Raw genomic sequence first — 17,463 nt, forward strand, 5'->3', positions numbered from 1 at the left:
GACGGATACAATTTTTACTGTTTGCGCATCCACTCTGGTAGCTTTTGGAACAATTGCTTCAAAGCTAATAAATTATCTGTATTCCATTCATTAGGAACAACATAAACTTTTCCCTTTTTGACAGCAGGCAAAGTTCCCCATATCGGGCTTTGTAGCAGCCGATCAGCTTCTGCTTCACTTTCACTATCCTCTTGTACAATTACAAACAAATGATCACCAGCAAACTCAGGAAGCACCTCTTCGGAAACCTCTAGGAAAGATACCCCTTCTACATCAATAATATTCTTTTGTACTGCTGGTGGGACAGCAAAGCCATTTTTCCCATAAATAATAGCACCTAGGCTACGATCACCCATAACATAAAGCGTTTTTCCTAGCTGATAGAAAACTGTTGCGGTTTCCCCTTCTGTTAATTGAAACTTGTCAAACATTTCTTTAGACTCTGTTTCAAACTTAGCAAGCAATTGAGCTACTTCTTCCTGCTTATCTAGGATATTCCCCATCTCTTTTACTCGTTCTGTATAAGGAAGAGCAGGATTAAAGGGAATCGTAGTAGCGATTTTTGACAATTCTTCATTAAGATTTGGATCCGCCTTGTAATAGCCATTAATAATCAAATCAGGTTTTAAAGTCAAAATCGTCTCTAAGTCAGCAGGATTACCAATATCAACGATCCCTTCAAGTTTGCCTTCATAGTAACTAGGAGAATCTTTAGGAAGATTATTACCAACAACGGGAATATCCATCGCCAAGAAATCACCAATTGTCTGACCAATATAAACGACTCGTTTTGGATTCGCAGGTATTTCAACCTGTTCACCTGTAATCGTTGTATATTGAACAGTTGACTCACTTTCCTCTGCTTTCACATCAGATTGAGTTATTTTCTCGTTTTCCTTTTTCTGCGCATCAGATGTGTTGCCATTAGAACTACATGCCGCTAATATCATTAGCAACAGGAGGAAACTCCCCCATAGTATAATTCTCTTTCCTATATATTGCTTCATATTTGTTGCCCCTTTCAGATTTACCCTTAATTGAAAATGATTATCATTTACAGAGTTATTATAGATTTTATGAAAGGGCGAAACAATGAAAAAAACGCAATAATTTATTTGGATAAATGTCAATAATCAGGATTATGAATGCCTTTTGGTTTTTTTAGTGAAGAATTATTCATTTTAGGGTTTATTCTATTTCGACTATATGATCAATTAGAATCTCAAGAGAGAAAATGGGGAAATGTAAGCATAAGTATTAGCTCCCTATAGAAAAAAAGAAACCATTTCAGTGGTTTCTTTTCATATTAACAAGCTGTTAATTACTATTCTATTTGATTTCTTCAGCGAGCTCTAAAATAATTCCTTCTGGCCCACGAACGTAGCATAGTTTATAGGCGTTTTCGTACCTATAAATGTCACTAATAAGTTCTGCGCCCTTCTTTGTCAATTTGTTAACGAGGGCTTCAATATCTTCAACATTGAAGGCAATATGCTGGATACCCAAAGTATTTGCTAAAGGATGCTGGATGCCTATTTCATTTGATGGCGCGTTAAATTTTACTAGTTCAATATTCGTCTCACCGTCTGGCGTTCGCAGCATTACTATTTCTATATTTGCGTCACTATCTGACGTTCGCAATTTTGCAACGTCCTCTTTTATATCTTGAAGCCCTATTACCCGCTCCATCCTCTTCACCCATTCACCCTCCACTTTTCCTTCCCCTAACACCTCAAGGCCAAAGTCAAGAAAAAATGCTTTCGCTGCAGGAAGATCATTGACGATTATCCCCACATGGTCAATCTTACGGATTTTCATATTTCAAACCACCTTTCTCCTATTTGAATAATTTCTTTTTAATTGCAGAATCCTAAGTCTTAATTATTTTTATCGTATATGATGATTGTCCTTTTTACGAATAAAAACGCTTTAAAACCCCTATCTGAAACATCCTTCTAAACAATTTTTAATTTATGGCGGGTACTCGAATAAGAATAGAAAAAAAGAAGCCCATTAAAATAGGCTTCTCTTACACTTATAAATAAAGGATTTTTACTAGGTAATCTTTTTCACCCCATGAACCGTAGCTTTTAAAGCGGGAAAATCCCCAACACTACACAGACAATAATCATGACAATTGTAGAACCAAATGCCCACTTTAAGAAGATACGTTGTAGTGTTCCGAAATCCTCTCCAACCATTCCTACTAATAAATACGTAGAGGGAACAAGCGGACTTAGAAGGTGTACTGGCATGCCTAAAAGAGAAGCTCTACCGATTAGGGCTGGATCAATGCCATATACTGCTCCTGCCTTTGCAAGTAACGGCAGTACGCCATAGTAAAAGGCATCATTAGACATAAAAAATGTAAAAGGTGCGCTGAGAATGGCTGTAACAACAGCAAAATGAGAACCCATTGCATCTGGAATATAATGAATCACTGAGTTTGCCATTGCATCTACCATTGATGTACCTGAAAGAATGCCTGTAAATATCCCAGCTGCAAAAACCATAGAAACAACAGATAATGCATTGTCAGCATAATTCGCAACACGTTCCTTCTGATCTTTCAATTTTGGATAGTTTACAGTAATCGCAATCGCAAAACCAAGCATGAATAATGCAACAGGTGGTAATAACTCCATAATTAACGCTACTAAAAGAACAATTGTCAAAGTATAGTTAAAGATAATTAGTTTTGGACGTTTCAAATAGTCATCTTCGACTGTAGCAGCAGACTGAGCTGCCGCTTCATAATCATATTCTATAATACCAATCCGTTTTCTTTCCTGTCTTCCGAACGTAAATGCCATGAACAGAACAAAGATAGCCCCGCCAATCATCGCTGGAATCACTGGTGTAAAAACCTCAGACATTTCCAGATTCAATGCTGTCATAACCCTTGCTGTTGGTCCTCCCCAAGGTAGAAGGTTCATCACACCCGAAGCTGATACGGCAATACCAGCTAATACAATTGGTCGCATGCCAATTCTTTTATAAAGCGGTAGAAAGGCAGAAATAGTAATCATGTATGTTGTCGTACCATCACCATCTAAAGAAATAAAAAGGGCTAATACGGCTGTTCCGATAGCAATTTTTACAGGATCCCCTTTTACTAGCCTAAGAATCGTTTTAATGATTGGATCAAATACACCAGCATCGATCAAAATACCAAAGAAAAGAATTGCAAATAAAATCATAATCCCTGTTGGAGCGACACTTTTAATCCCATCCAACATCATAGGTCCCATTTCACTTCCGAATCCACCAATAACTGCGAACGTAATTGGCACTACAATTAATGCAATCATTGCTGTAAGACGGCCCGTCATAATCAAAATCATAAATACTATTATCATTAAAAAACCTAAAATTGCTAGCATAATACTCCCTCCAAATGCTTTGTGAAGTTATTTATCAATTCTTTAAATAACTAATTTTCCGAATATTACACCTTATAATAAATTAACATCGACCAAATGTAATCGTTTACAAATTAATGTTTATTAATTTCTTTATAGCTATTTTGTACATTTTGTTCACGAAAAGCATTGTATACCTGTCTATTTTTGATAAACAAAAAAAGAGGCTAACCTTGGACTATGTATTCTCTCCACCATCGTATAAGACGATAGAAAGGAAAACACATAGATCTCAATAGTCAACCTAATAAAGCAAATATATTACTATGCATAATAAGAATAAATTTACTCAGTAAATCTCCAATAATTTCTCATATTTCTTATTTTCATCATCAAGAAATCTAGATGTATCTCTACTGTTCATATAAAAATCTTCCCACATATACGTCTGCAAAGTTTGTTTCCATTCTTTAGTTTTGACCATTTTTGCAAATGTCGTCTCCCAGAATTCGATTTCCTTTTTTGACATATTAGGTGGTCCCATAATACCGCGCCAGTGTTTAAAAACTACATTTATTCCCTCTTCCTTCCATGTAGGAATTTCTGGGAGCTCCTTTAAACGTTTCTCCGAGGAAATGACAAGCAATTGTACCTGATTCAAATCATAATATTTTTTAGCCTCGGACAAAGTCATAGTTGCCACATCTATTTGCTTTTTTAATAATGCATCAACAACTTCATCACTATTCTCATAAACTAAAAAATCTAGTTTTTCAGGATGCACTCCTGCCTGTTTACTCGCTAATACAAAAGAAATTTGATCATCATTGCCTAATCTCGGAGAAACTCCTATTTTATACGCTTGAGGTGTTTCTTTGAGCTCTTCCATTAAACCTTTTGCACTTTTTATTTCTGAATCCTTGGAGACAATTACGACATTCCATTCTGTAGCCAAAGTGGCAATGGGTGTAAAATCTTTGTAGGTTAGCTTACTTTGCCCCAACAAATGATTGGTAATGAGTAGGCTTGAATTCATTGCTAGCACATGTTTTTTTTGTTGTTTAGTATATTTCCATCCTAGCTCTCCACCAGCACCTATTTTATTCAGTACATGAATATCCTCATCAATCAAATTGTTACTCAGTAAAATATCCTGTATGGCTCTTGCTGTTTTGTCCCAACCTCCACCAATAGAGCTTGGGGCAATGAATGTTACTGTATCTGTTATTGCTTCATGCCCCTCATCTTGTGAACAACCAAAGCAAAGCATGACAACAAGCACGAAAATAAACATTATTTTTTTTCTCATTGTTCATCCCTTGTCCTTATTTTTAAGTTAACCTTGTTGTTATTCTTTATAGTAATATTTCCTCTCAGGCCTTCCAACAACTCCATATTCATGTTTTGCCGTACAGACATCAATTGAAACAAGAAACTCTAAATACCTTCTAGCAGTTGTTCGAGATGCACCGATTTGTTCACCCATCTCCTCGATGGAAATACCACCTTTTAGTTCCTTCATTACCTCTTTCACTTTTTCTAAAGTATGACGATCAACACCTGAAGGTAAGTCTTTTTGAGATGAGGACAATTGATTGGCAACACCAAAGTATTGATCAATCAATGTTTGGTCGACCTCATCACGATGACTTAGAAGTTTTTTCTTTTTTTTATATTCTTCCACCGCTTCAACAAATTTCTCCATTGTCACAGGCTTCAACAAATAGTTACTCACACCATATCTAACTGCCGTCTCCAACATCGTTTTTTCTGTTGCAGCAGTCACTATAATAATATCGATTGTTGGATAATGATCGCGAATTTTTGCTAACAAATTTGTTCCAAGATCATCGGGCATATAGATATCCAAAAAAAGCAAGTCAACTTCATATTTCTCTAGTATGTCCATCGTTTCCTTTGCATTCAATGCCTTCTGAACAACCTTTACATCTGGTACTTTATGCAAAAACTGTTCTTGCACTTGTGCAATACGAAAATCATCTTCCGCAATGACAACCTTAATCATTTTTCCCCTCTCCTTCTTTTATCTCCCTGTGCTGACATTTAGAAACCCGACTTAAAGGGAAGTACCTCCAACATCAGTAGTACTATAGATTATCTCATTGAGTAAGCTTCATTATTTCGGTAGAAATACCGTGAAAATGGCCCCACCGTTTTTGTCATTTTTTACTTCTACTGTTCCACCTAAAGATTCTACAATTTGTTTAACATTAAATAAACCGTACCCCCTATTTTTTCCTTTAGATGAACTACGTAAATCAAATATAAAATCTAACATATCTTCTGCAATTCCCTTTCCGTTATCTGCTACTTCTATAATGATATCACTCCCAATTCCTGTAATTGAGAAAGACACCCTTCTCTCTTTTCGATCGGCTACGGCATCAAATGCATTATCAATAAGATTTCCAATGATTGTGATGATATCCGTGATTTCAATGTGACTTGGTAAGACATCTACATAACTATCAGGATCAATTTCAAAGGCAATCTTCTTTTCCGATGCATTGCCCAGTTTCCCTAATAATATAGCTTGAACATTTATATCTTGAATTTGATTAAATAGGATTCGGTTTTGGTGTTGGTGATTGGCTGACTCTTTTTGTATAAATTCAAACGCATCCTGATATCTCTCTAATTGGATTAATCCTGATAATAAGTAAAGTTTATTTGAGTACTCATGCGTTTGTGCACGAAGTCCCTCAGAATATGCGCGAACCTCTGTGATCGTATCAATAAGCTTTTTAAGCTCCGTTTTATCACGAAAACTAGAAACCACACCCATAATCTTTCCATTTTCGATAATGGGAATAAAATTAAAAATAAATACTTTATCATTAATTAATATCTCTACATTATGAATGGGCTTACCTTTCTGTAATACATGATCGATATTAATTGCTGGTAAGACAAATTGAATATGTTCACCAATAGAGGATTCATCCTTGAGGTTCAACATCGAACTAGCAGAATTGTTGATTAAGGTTAAGAAACCCTTTTGATCGATTGCAATGATTCCTTCCTTTACTGATAACAGAATGGCACTTCTTTCTCTATATAGTGAGGAGATTTCATGCGGTTCCAATCCCATAGTATCTTTTCTAATACTTTTGGTTAAAAAAATACCACCAATGATTCCTAAAATTAAAACAATCAGAGAAGCAATGAGAATGGACTTAATTCGTTTATAAATATTTTGAAAGATTTCTTTTTCTGCGTATTCAACCGCTACGGTCCCAATTACACGAGTATATTCTCCATTGTCTGCTATGATAGGAACCTTTCCTATTAAAACAGAACCACTCTCTCGTTCCAATTCAAAATTATTAGAACCACCAAATATTAACCCATAATTATTTGTATGGTCAAAACTCTTCTGACCAACCTGACTTGGGCTTCTGTGCGAATAAATAATCTTCTCCCGATCTTCAATAATAATATTTTCTGCATTTACCTGATCTATTACTTGCTCAGCAATTGGACGAAAACGTAGCTCTAAATCACTTTTCCCAATGGATTCTTTAAGTTCTGGCATAAGAGAGATTGTCATAGCCGTTTGCAATGCCAATTGTTTAACTTGAGTCCTTGCATCGACATATTGTAAATAAGCAAATATACTGGCGAGCAGAAAAACAATAAAAAGAATTAACGTGCTAATCAGTCCCAATATTTTTGTTTGTAATGGTATCTTTTTTTTGTTCAATATACTTAACCTTCACCCTTTTCAACTAGTAATTCATATAACTTTCATCCTACTTTTATTTAAATCCCTTTGTTCACATATTTAAGAGAATATAACTTAGCTCATGGTAATTTGACTGTTATGATTGTCTTAACTAGAAAAATCATAAGAACTTACTAAATATCAGAGGAAAACCTAGTTTGAATCCAGCTTAATTTCTAGATTATACTATATTTCAAAGGAGTTTTAGAATGCATAAAATTCTTCCACCAAAATCGGTGGAAGGTTTATGTAAATCAATAATAAAATCTTATACACACATCAGGAAAGTCCTGTTGTTAATCCATGCTTATACGCTAAGTCTCCATTTTGTAATTCTTGGTTAAAATAAACTTGTGATTTGATATTGGATTTCGGCGTTCAGGATGAAAATAGAATAAACATGAATTTATTACTATCATTAAAATAAAGATGCTCCTCTTATTACAGAAATGCGCCAATGTCTGATATCTCCCTTGAAACTTCCCCAAATTTTTATTTTTTCCCTCCTTATAGTTTGAAAGAGTTCAAAAAAGGTTATAAAACACTATAACAAAATATTTAAAATACAAAATAGGAGATGGATAGTATGAGTTTCATTTGGTTTTTAATAATTGGCGGGCTTATCGGTTGGCTTGCAGGTATAATTTTGGGTAAAGATATCCCAGGTGGAATTATTGGTAATATTATTGCAGGTATTATCGGCGCATGGATTGGTGGTATGCTTCTTGGAAGTTGGGGTCCTAAAATTTCCGATTTCTATATCTTCCCTGCCCTCATTGGAGCAATTATACTAGTTTTCATTTTGAGTTTAATTCTGAAATCATTGCGTAGTGCTTCGTAAGCTAAATAGATCTCTTAATCTATTACTATAGATTAAGTGAATCAGATGTAACCAATAATAAATGGTGACTGTGCTTATAACAAAAAAGCGGCCTTCCACATCATATCTGTGGAGGACCGCTTTTACTTTGTTTTTAATTAACTTAACAATCCTACGCTCTGTGAATTCAAGAAGAACAGAACAGCCTATACAACAATAGCGCCGGATTGAGGAGGACTATGCCATACAAAGCTTGATAATTAATGTTCTATAGATGTGATCCTCCACTTGCATCGAGCAATTGACCAGTTACCCAACGGCTGTCTGATGAAGCAAGAAAGGCGGCAATATCTGCCACATCCCCGGGCTCTCCCCATCTGTTGAAAATTGAAAGACCAGCCGCATATTTTTGTCCATCAAGGTTTTTCAAAGTCTTAGCATTCATTTCTGTATTAATAATCCCAGGCTGGATGGCGTTTACCGTAATATTCCGGCTCCCTAGTTGTTTGGCTAGAAGACGCGTAAACGTGTCGATTGCACCTTTGGACATACTGTACGTGAAGACACTTGGTGAAGCTGCACGTGTCACAAAAGATGAAATATTAATAATACGCCCCCCATCTTTTAAACGTGGTAAAGCTTGCTGAGTAACAAAAAGTGGTGCTTTAACATTTATCTTCATTACCTCGTCAAATGATTCCTCTGTCGTCTCTTCTAAACTGATAATTTGACCAATTCCAGCATTGTTGACAAGAATATCGAATCCGCCACCGCCCATATATTCCCGAATAGTATCATCCAAAGTAGTAAATAAATCTTGAATACCATCTAGTGTACTAAGGTCAGCACCAATCGCCAAAGCATTTCCTCCGCTTTGTTCGATCTGGTGAACAACTGCTTCTGCCTCAGTACGTCTTTTCCCATAATGAACGACGACAAAGGCTCCCTCTTGTGCCAGACGCAATGCAATACTGCGACCAATTCCTCGACTTGATCCTGTAACTAAAGCGATTTTGCCCGTTAACTTACCCATGCTTCCATCTCCTTGTTCAAACATAGTTAGATTACATAGAGAATTATATCAAGGGACATTATTTGAAATGTTGCTCTCCTATTCGGTTTCAAGGAGTGTTTCGTTATGGATAAAAACACCCCTTTAGAATAATAGTATCCAAAGGGGTAAAATGGTGTAATTTATTTACAAACGGTATGACTTTATTTAAAACCCAAAACACATGGCTTTGGAATAAAGATTGATCAAAATGAAGGTACTCTTTAAAGATAAGTATGATTTTTATAAAAAAGTTTGATCATTTTTCAGCTATGTTGTTCAACAATTGCGCCCGTCAATGGAATAACTGTAAACCTAATGAAGCTTTTTTAAAAGCTGCGTTTCCCTGCCCAGGCTCCTTGCATTTTACTGAGGAATACAATTTGCCCAATATGATATGCATTGTGCATTGCTAAACTCTTCAGTTCAAGCACTAATGGATTGTCATCGGGAATTGGTCTATACAAATCTTCAAGTTCTGATTTTGCTAGTATTTTTTCTAGTTCACGATGAACAGAAAAGTATTCTTGTCTTGTTTCCTTCCAATTTAGAAAGGTCTCAGTTGATAATCGATATGTAGCGTCATTATTTTCTGCCTTTGGTTCATTTGCTGTTTCACCAAGAAAGCGTAACAGAATTCTCTTTTCATAGAAAAGTAAATGACAAACTAATTCCCAAATGGAATGTGCCCCCTCTACTGGTTTCCAAATTGCCTGTTCCAAAGTAATATTCTCAAGTACTTTTTCAAGTGGTGGGAACCAGTCTTCTTTATCTAAGCAGCTTGCCCATTGTTGTAACAAAAGTGTCCTTACATCCATTTTATATTCTCTCCAATCATCTATATGGCATAACTAATAATTTCGAGAAGAATCATCTGATTACCTTCCTTATTCCACAATCTGGCCCTTTAGATAAAGAAAGACGCATTCCTTGATAAAAGTGCTGGTTCCCCTTACCTTTTGTAAGAGTTGATTAGATTAAATCTGACTTACATTACTTGAAAAAAACCTCAAACTTATTTTATAAATTTGTTCTTTTTCTTTTTTCTTTTAATACAATTCTTTGAATACTTTCCTGCTTCGTTAGTTTAAGTACATTACTTCGCAATCGTTTTTACATAAATATCAAATAAAAAAATTATCTAACCTCTAAAAAATATATAGAGGAGAGACGATTCTAATCAATTTTTATTACAAACTTACGTGGCATATAAATGGATTTTCATGATGTGTGGGATATACATCTGCTTATGCCCTTGTGAAGATAGAACTGTGACATAGGCTGTATTGTTCAAGGGCAATTACTTGATTGTTCCTTCAACCTATCCAAATCGCCATTCTTCCAATACTGAATTCTAACAATACTATGCGTTTGTACAGCCATTTGGATTTGATGTGCGGATTCTTTAAAGTCATATTCATCATGTTTTGGCTCTGGTATAATATTATCTTCAGCCTGCCGTTCACGCAGTGGCTACACATGTTCAGGTAGCATCACCGCTGTCTGTCTATTTAATCGTACCACGATCTCGGTTTCTTTTTATATCCGTTTTATCATCAAACGAATAAGAACGCCTGTTTCCACTTTATATAGGGATGATTAAAAAAGTATAGCAATGACATTTATCAATTTTTTGGTTAAAGAACATTTCCAAATTTATTCCGATTAATAAATGTGGATTTATGTCAATTTTAATTATAAATAGCTTATGTAGTTTTATAATTATTTTTATAATTTATGACTATTATGAATAGGTCAATAAGAAAAAAGAAAACCTTGATACAGCAAGCATTCTAGCTGTATCAAGGTAATATTTGATGTCATTTTTAATTATAATTATGTGACAAGATTAATTATAACTCACAATTAAATCTAATTTTTGTTCTTACTCAACAGTTACCGATTTAGCTAGGTTACGTGGTTTATCTACATCACAGCGGCGGTGAAGTGCAGCATAGTAGCTAATTAATTGTAAAGGTACTACTGATACAAGCGGTGTTAGTAATTCATGAACATGCGGAATGACTAAACGGTCGCCATCTTCATCAATGCCTGCCATCGCGATAATACATGGATATGCACCACGAGCTGCTACTTCTTTGACATTACCACGGATGTTTAATCCTACTGAAGCTTGTGTGACAAGCGCAAACACAGGTGTACCTTCTTCGATTAAGGCAATTGTTCCATGCTTCAATTCTCCACCAGCAAAGCCTTCTGCTTGGATGTACGAAATTTCTTTTAGTTTTAAGGCACCTTCAAGACTGACATAGAAGTCCATATTACGGCCAATGAAGAATGCGTTGCGTGCGATTTTTAAGTAATCTTCTGCAATGTCTTCTAACACATCTTTTGAATCAATAATTGTTTGGATGCCATTAGCGGCAATCGCAAGCTCTTGTTTTAAATCAAATTCTAAGCCTTTGCCATTTGCCTTTGCTGTCACATAGGCTGCTAATGCAAGTACTGCTACTTGTGCCACATAAGCTTTTGTAGAAGCTACAGCAATTTCTGGACCTGCATGTAATAACAATGTATGGTCAGCTTCACGTGATAACGTAGAGCCAGGTACATTTGTGATCGTTAATGTTGGATAGCCCAACTCTTTAATTTTTACAAGTACTTGACGACTATCTGCTGTTTCCCCTGATTGTGTAATGAATATAAATAATGGTCTTTCTGAAAGTAATGGCATGTTATAGCCAAATTCACTAGAAATATGCACTTCTACAGGGATACCAGCCATTTTTTCAAAATACTGTTTACCAATAAGACCCGCATGATAGCTTGTGCCCGCTGCAATAATATATAAACGATCTGCTGCTCGTAAGGCTTCTAAAATCTCCGCATCAATCGTTAAATCACCGTTGTCACCTTCATATGCTTGAATGATTTTACGAATAACTGTAGGCTGCTCATCCATTTCTTTTAACATATAGTGTGGATATGTGCCTTTTTCAATATCACTCATATCAAGCTCAGCAGTATATGGTGCACGCTCTACTACAGTACCATCTAATTTTGTAATTTCCACACTTGCTTTGTGTACGATAACTACCTCTTTATCGTGAAGCTCTACGTATTGATCTGTTACCTGTAGCATCGCCATTGCATCTGACGCAACAACATTGAAACCTTCACCAATTCCAACTAGAAGTGGTGATTTATTTTTTGCTACAAAGATTGTATCTGCTGCCTCTGCATCTAATAATGCCAGTGCATAGGAGCCATGTAATAGAGACAATGTTTTACGGAAGGCGTCTGCAGTGCTTAGACCATCTTTCACAAATAACTCTACTAATTGCACAATAACCTCTGTATCTGTATCAGATTTCATTGGAATGCCTTTTAAATATGTTTTTTGCAATAAGTGATAGTTTTCAATAACCCCATTATGCACAAGTGTAAAGCGTCCTGATGCACTTTGATGTGGGTGAGCATTTAAACGATTTGGCACACCATGTGTTGCCCAACGTGTATGACCAATACCAATTTTCGCAGCAACATCTTCATCTACCGCTTCTCGTAAATCTGCAATACGCCCTTTTTCTTTGAAAACCGTTACGCCTTCCTCGTTACGTACTGCAATACCCGCTGAATCATAACCACGGTACTCTAGCTTTTCTAAGCCTTTTAATAGAATTTCCTTTGCATCTGATTCACCAATATATCCTACAATTCCACACATAATTCTCGTCCTCCGATAATGTCAATTTAATGCAATGACAAACTAGGCCTCATCCTATCGATTTTTTTGAATGTATAAGCGAAGCTTTATTTTTATAAAAATAAAGCACTCCAATACACACAAGCTACTCAGCCAACTGAATAGAGATCTTCGATATGTGAAGCTTCATCTATTTATCTATTGCTTTTACAATACCTTCTCCACTTTCTGTACATTCAATCACTCAAATGCTTTCAAAATGGAAAATGACAATCGGGTATGTCGATTGGGAGGCATCCGCCGAATTTTCGATAAACCTCCACCTCGTCTGCTGAAGATCTTTTCGTCCGATTTCTTCAGCTCAGGCGCTATAATTGTTTTCCGATTTTACGCTTTCTTCCCTCCTTAGGCGTTCGTTAAAGGATAAGGTCGGACCTCATCTTCAACTTCTCCATCATACTCAATCATATGCTATCCGTCAAATTTTCGTTATAAAAAACACCTAGTCCTAAAGCTTTTTCGTGACAAATATGTAGACAAAGCGATACATAAGCACTTTGATAAGCATTGTAATAGAAATTAGGCACAAGCATTTAAAATGCTTGTGCCTATCCTTTATTTACTGTCTAATAATTTAACAATTTCTCTATTAAATGCAGGAAGATCATCTGGCGTTCTACTTGTTACAAGCTGTTTTTGACAGACAAATACTTCTTCATCATGGAAGATTGCCCCTGCATTTTCTAAATCCACTTGGATGGATTTATAACCTGTGGCGTCACGCCCATTTAATGTCTTTGCAGTAATAAGAAGTTGTGGTCCATGACAAATGGCAAAGGTAGGCTTCATTTCATCCATAAAGGACTTTGCAAATGCTACTATACGATCATCCGCACGTAATATATCGGGAGAAAAACCACCAGGAATAAATAATGCATCGTAATCTGTAGCTTTTACTTCATCAATGCCTTTATCAATTTTCACGGACTCTCCATGCTTACCCTTAACTTCCTTGCCTGCTTCGATATCAATTGTTACTAGCTGATGCCCAGCTGCTTCCAAAGCTTCTTTAGGGCTTGTAAACTCAATGTCCTCAAACATATCTGTTATAACTGTAGCAATTTTAGCCATATCAATTAAACACTCCTTGTTATTGTGACTCCTAATTACTGTTCCCCATCTCGCTTATTTAAAACATTCCTTTCAAATAAGTAAACCCGATTTCCTGTTTACGGAAATCGGGTTTACACTCTATTTCTTATTCTGTTAGGCCCATTTCTACACGTACAACATCTGCAATACGTTCTACAAAACGCTCGCAATCCGTTTCTGTTGCTGCTTCCACCATGACACGTACTAATGGCTCTGTACCTGAAGGACGTACTAAAACACGACCATTTCCAGCCATTTCAGCTTCTACCTCTGCAATTACTGCAGCTACTTTCGCATTATCAGTCACAGCATGCTTATCTGTTACACGCACATTGACAAGACGCTGAGGGTAGATTTTCATTTCAGCTGCAAGTTCTGAAAGCTTTTTACCCGTCGCTTTCATAATGTTGACAAGCTGAATTCCTGTCAGTAAGCCATCACCTGTTGTATTAAAATCTAGAAAGACGATATGCCCTGATTGCTCGCCACCTAAATTGTATTCATTCGCACGCATTTCTTCCACAACATAACGATCACCTACAGCTGTTTGTACACTTTGCATACCATTGTCAGCCACAGCTTTATAGAAGCCCATATTGCTCATTACTGTTGAAACAATTGTTTGCTTCTTTAAACGCCCCACCGCATTTAAATGCTTACCAATGATAAACATAATTTGGTCACCGTCAACAATTTTTCCGTTTTCATCTACAGCAATTAAACGGTCTCCATCGCCATCAAAGGCTAAACCAACATCTGCACCTTTTTCAGTAACAAATTTAGCTAGTCCTTCTGGATGTGTTGAGCCTACACCATCATTGATATTTAAGCCAGTTGGAGAAGCACCCATTGTAGAAATGTCAGCTTCTAAATCAGCAAATAAATGTGTAGCTAAAGATGAAGTTGCACCATGTGCACAATCAAGCGCTACATGGATACCATCAAATTCTTCATCCACTGTTTGCTTTAAGTATTGAATATATTTTTGACCACCTTCGAAATAGTCACTTACAGATCCTAAATCTGCTCCTATAGGACGTGGTAATGTATCCTCTTGCGCATCAATTAACGCTTCAATTTCCGCTTCCTGTGCATCTGTTAGCTTAAAGCCATCAGGACCGAAAAATTTAATACCGTTATCTGCAACTGGGTTATGTGAAGCTGAAATCATGACGCCTGCATCTGCGCTCATAATTCGAGTAAGGTATGCCACACCTGGTGTTGAAATAATACCCAGACGCATTACCTCTACCCCAATTGATAAAAGACCAGCCACAAGTGCACCTTCAAGCATCTCGCCTGAAATACGTGTGTCACGACCAATTAAAACCTTTGGACGGTCAGTTGCATCTTTTGTTAAAACATAGCCGCCTATACGACCAAGTTTAAATGCAAATTCTGGTGTTAATTCACTATTCGCGACGCCACGGACGCCATCTGTTCCAAAATATTTACCCATTCTACTTATTCTCTCCTTCAATGCAAGACAGTGCCTAGTGAGTTTCTATCAAGCATTAGACACTTGTCCGCTTACTTTTGGAAAAGTCTGCTTTTGTTCATTTCATTGGTAATTATTAATATTCCACTCTGCCAGTTTGTTTGATGAAACCTGAATTACAAACCTGATTGGATTTTTGATTTAGAATCAAAATAAAATTATAGTCACATATTGTTTAAGAATCAATATCTTCCGATTCCTCAGTTGACGTATTTTTATCAGTTGTAGTACTCTCATCTGTCACATCAGGTTCTTCAGTTGGAGGTGGCGTTTCCTCTGTAGAAGCTGGTGTTTTCTGCTGTTCTTCTTGTTCAACCTTTGTAATATCTGCCTTCACTTTTATTTTCTTGTCAGATATTTTTGTCACACCATCTGGTAATTTTACATCAAATTCATAAGTTTTGGACTCAGTAATTTTTGACAGGTCAACTGTTATTGGAATGGATGTTAAACTGTCAATAATTGATTTTCTACCATACACTTTGATCATTTTCGGTGTAAATGTTAATGAGTTAATGGTAATGTCTTCGGCAGCTTGCCCTGTTTCCTTAAGGACAACTGGGATCTCTCGACTATACTCCGCTATATCTACTTGAACTTTCACAATTTCAGGTTCAATAGTCACGTCTAACTTATTTAAATCTCTATCTAATACTTTTACAGCTGCTTCCTGCGTGAATGATTGCTTCAAGCCCTGCTCTCCTGTAACAGTTGCTTTTACATAACTAATGCTTTCAATAGCACTTTTTGCACCTGTTACATAAACAGTTGGCGGGTTGGCCGTCATTTCTTTTAAGATAAAACCTTCTTCGATTAAACGTTTGTTCATTTCAGGGTCCACTCGGAACTCCTGCGTGACCTTTTCCTCAATATTCACATGAACAGTTGCAGGGTCTAATGTCACCTTTAACTTTTCTGAAATATTTTCGTATTGCAGTTTTACATCATGCTCTCCCAGCAATAAATTGCTCAAATCCGCAAATATAGAAAAATCCTTAGCTCCCTTTGCTTTTAAAACCAATGCCATGGGACCTTCTATCGTTACATCCACAGTTTCAGGTAAACCTGTCACAATAAGATTCTCATTATCGTAATAAACATCCACTGGAACATCACGAATAACATCCGTTTGTTCATTTGAGGTAGCTTTATTTAAAGGTGACAACTCAGTACGCACTGAGAAAAAAAGCAAAAACGCTAAAAATAGCGCGATGATTCTAAGTACCCAAGGGCTATCCATCATTTTATCCATTCTTTTTCCCCCTCCAAGTCAACTTAGAGGATGCATTTGATTCTTGTACTGATCCGAACCACATTTTTCTTAATAATGTTTCAAACTCCTCTAGAGATAGATTTCGATGGAGATTACCATTTAATGTTATACTAATTGCGCCTGTTTCTTCTGACACAACAATTGTAATAGCATCTGTAACTTCACTTAAGCCAAGAGCAGCACGGTGGCGTGTCCCTAACTCTTTTGAAATAAATGGGCTTTCAGATAAAGGTAAATAACAAGCCGCTGCTGTAACTTTATCTTTTTGCATAATAACAGCCCCATCATGTAGCGGGGTATTTGGTATAAAGATATTAATCAGTAATTCTGATGAAATTTCAGCATTTAGCCCTATACCTGTTTCAATATATTCATTAAGACCTGTTTCTTTTTCAATAGAAATTAACGCACCTATTCGACGTTTAGCCATATAACTTACAGACTTCTTCATAGCCTCAATAAGTCTTGTTTGTTCTTCTTCTTCTTGACTTGATGAACGTTGGAATAGCTTTCCTCGTCCAATTTGTTCTAAACCACGTCTGATTTCAGGTTGGAAAATAATAATAATCGCTAGGAAACCAAACTCAATAACTTGTTGTAGCATCCAGCCAAGTGTTTGTAACCCTAAAAGGTCTGTTGCAATTCGTGCAATAATAATGACGAATATTCCCTTAAGTAATTGGACAGCCTTCGTACCTTTAATGAGGGTTAAGACTTTATAAACAACGTACCAAACGAGCAGTACATCAATGAAGTTAATAACAATATTCACAGGTGTTAAATCCGTGAAATGTTCGATAATTTGCACGTGGCATCCCCCACTTTTCATTACGAATCCATACACATTCAAGTATATCACATTCTTATCAAATGTAACTTTTTTCAAATAAAAAGT

At 36.3% G+C, this 17,463-nt stretch carries 14 protein-coding genes; 1 reads left to right on the forward strand and 13 read right to left on the reverse strand.

Annotation, left to right across the window (positions count from 1 at the left end):
• Nucleotides 1–14: 14 nt before the first annotated feature.
• The 6 genes from MKY76_RS22335 to MKY76_RS22360 all read right to left on the reverse strand — a co-directional run bounded on the left by MKY76_RS22335 (nt 15) and on the right by MKY76_RS22360 (nt 7,089).
• Nucleotides 15–1,007, reverse strand: coding sequence for an ABC transporter substrate-binding protein (locus MKY76_RS22335; RefSeq protein ID WP_048393947.1), 993 nt, complete (start codon nt 1,005–1,007; stop codon nt 15–17).
• A 322-nt stretch (nt 1,008–1,329) separates the two neighbouring features.
• Nucleotides 1,330–1,818 (reverse strand): VOC family protein, encoded by a 489-nt coding sequence (locus MKY76_RS22340; protein WP_054549725.1) that lies wholly within the window; start codon nt 1,816–1,818, stop codon nt 1,330–1,332.
• A gap of 272 nt (nt 1,819–2,090) precedes the next feature.
• On the reverse strand, nt 2,091–3,383 hold the full coding sequence (locus MKY76_RS22345; RefSeq protein WP_054549726.1) for a CitMHS family transporter: 1,293 nt from the start codon (nt 3,381–3,383) through the stop codon (nt 2,091–2,093).
• A 328-nt stretch (nt 3,384–3,711) separates the two neighbouring features.
• Entirely contained in the window at nt 3,712–4,671 is a 960-nt protein-coding gene (locus MKY76_RS22350; protein ID WP_054549727.1) for a tripartite tricarboxylate transporter substrate-binding protein, read from the reverse strand.
• 39 nt (nt 4,672–4,710) lie between these two features.
• A complete protein-coding gene (locus MKY76_RS22355; protein WP_054549728.1) occupies nt 4,711–5,388 on the reverse strand; it encodes a response regulator in 678 nt (225 codons plus the stop codon).
• A gap of 111 nt (nt 5,389–5,499) precedes the next feature.
• The gene (locus MKY76_RS22360; RefSeq protein ID WP_288585592.1) at nt 5,500–7,089 is read right to left on the reverse strand and encodes a sensor histidine kinase; all 1,590 of its coding nucleotides are present in this window, start codon (nt 7,087–7,089) and stop codon (nt 5,500–5,502) included.
• 604 nt (nt 7,090–7,693) lie between these two features.
• On the opposite strand from MKY76_RS22360, the gene MKY76_RS22365 reads away from it, so the two are divergent.
• Nucleotides 7,694–7,948 carry a GlsB/YeaQ/YmgE family stress response membrane protein gene (locus MKY76_RS22365; RefSeq protein WP_048393940.1) on the forward strand — a complete coding sequence of 85 codons (255 nt, stop codon included), beginning with the start codon at nt 7,694–7,696 and terminating at the stop codon, nt 7,946–7,948.
• A 247-nt stretch (nt 7,949–8,195) separates the two neighbouring features.
• On the opposite strand, the gene MKY76_RS22370 is transcribed toward MKY76_RS22365, so the two are convergent.
• The 7 genes from MKY76_RS22370 to cdaA form a co-directional block, all read right to left on the reverse strand.
• A complete protein-coding gene (locus MKY76_RS22370; protein WP_342557186.1) occupies nt 8,196–8,960 on the reverse strand; it encodes an SDR family oxidoreductase in 765 nt (254 codons plus the stop codon).
• 347 nt (nt 8,961–9,307) lie between these two features.
• Entirely contained in the window at nt 9,308–9,796 is a 489-nt protein-coding gene (locus MKY76_RS22375) for a DinB family protein (protein ID WP_342557187.1), read from the reverse strand.
• Nucleotides 9,797–10,863: 1,067 nt separating this feature from the next.
• Nucleotides 10,864–12,666 carry a glutamine--fructose-6-phosphate transaminase (isomerizing) gene (gene glmS / locus MKY76_RS22380; protein WP_054549731.1) on the reverse strand — a complete coding sequence of 601 codons (1,803 nt, stop codon included), beginning with the start codon at nt 12,664–12,666 and terminating at the stop codon, nt 10,864–10,866.
• Between the two features lie 594 nt (nt 12,667–13,260).
• The gene (locus MKY76_RS22385; RefSeq protein ID WP_054549732.1) at nt 13,261–13,776 is read right to left on the reverse strand and encodes a type 1 glutamine amidotransferase domain-containing protein; all 516 of its coding nucleotides are present in this window, start codon (nt 13,774–13,776) and stop codon (nt 13,261–13,263) included.
• Nucleotides 13,777–13,903: 127 nt separating this feature from the next.
• The gene (glmM, locus tag MKY76_RS22390; protein WP_054549733.1) at nt 13,904–15,256 is read right to left on the reverse strand and encodes a phosphoglucosamine mutase; all 1,353 of its coding nucleotides are present in this window, start codon (nt 15,254–15,256) and stop codon (nt 13,904–13,906) included.
• 214 nt (nt 15,257–15,470) lie between these two features.
• Nucleotides 15,471–16,547 carry a CdaR family protein gene (locus MKY76_RS22395; RefSeq protein ID WP_048393928.1) on the reverse strand — a complete coding sequence of 359 codons (1,077 nt, stop codon included), beginning with the start codon at nt 16,545–16,547 and terminating at the stop codon, nt 15,471–15,473.
• Nucleotides 16,540–17,376 (reverse strand): diadenylate cyclase CdaA, encoded by an 837-nt coding sequence (cdaA, locus tag MKY76_RS22400; protein WP_009370548.1) that lies wholly within the window; start codon nt 17,374–17,376, stop codon nt 16,540–16,542. Before cdaA ends, MKY76_RS22395 begins: the two co-directional genes overlap by 8 nt.
• Nucleotides 17,377–17,463: the final 87 nt, after the last annotated feature.

Origin of the sequence: Lysinibacillus sp. FSL P4-0201, from assembly GCF_038593425.1 — a bacterium.
Lineage (GTDB): Bacteria > Bacillota > Bacilli > Bacillales_A > Planococcaceae > Lysinibacillus > Lysinibacillus capsici.

Excerpts from the sequence above, each read along its gene's own strand:
- MKY76_RS22335 (WP_048393947.1), bottom strand. The coding sequence starts at position 1,007 with ATGAAGCAATATATAGGAAAGAGAATTATACTATGGGGGAGTTTCCTC.
- MKY76_RS22340 (WP_054549725.1), bottom strand. The coding sequence starts at position 1,818 with ATGAAAATCCGTAAGATTGACCATGTGGGGATAATCGTCAATGATCTT.
- MKY76_RS22345 (WP_054549726.1), bottom strand. The coding sequence starts at position 3,383 with ATGCTAGCAATTTTAGGTTTTTTAATGATAATAGTATTTATGATTTTG.
- MKY76_RS22350 (WP_054549727.1), bottom strand. The coding sequence starts at position 4,671 with ATGAGAAAAAAAATAATGTTTATTTTCGTGCTTGTTGTCATGCTTTGC.
- MKY76_RS22355 (WP_054549728.1), bottom strand. The coding sequence starts at position 5,388 with ATGATTAAGGTTGTCATTGCGGAAGATGATTTTCGTATTGCACAAGTG.
- MKY76_RS22365 (WP_048393940.1), top strand. The coding sequence starts at position 7,694 with ATGAGTTTCATTTGGTTTTTAATAATTGGCGGGCTTATCGGTTGGCTT.
- MKY76_RS22370 (WP_342557186.1), bottom strand. The coding sequence starts at position 8,960 with ATGGGTAAGTTAACGGGCAAAATCGCTTTAGTTACAGGATCAAGTCGA.
- MKY76_RS22375 (WP_342557187.1), bottom strand. The coding sequence starts at position 9,796 with ATGGATGTAAGGACACTTTTGTTACAACAATGGGCAAGCTGCTTAGAT.
- glmS (WP_054549731.1), bottom strand. The coding sequence starts at position 12,666 with ATGTGTGGAATTGTAGGATATATTGGTGAATCAGATGCAAAGGAAATT.
- MKY76_RS22385 (WP_054549732.1), bottom strand. The coding sequence starts at position 13,776 with ATGGCTAAAATTGCTACAGTTATAACAGATATGTTTGAGGACATTGAG.
- glmM (WP_054549733.1), bottom strand. The coding sequence starts at position 15,256 with ATGGGTAAATATTTTGGAACAGATGGCGTCCGTGGCGTCGCGAATAGT.
- MKY76_RS22395 (WP_048393928.1), bottom strand. The coding sequence starts at position 16,547 with ATGGATAAAATGATGGATAGCCCTTGGGTACTTAGAATCATCGCGCTA.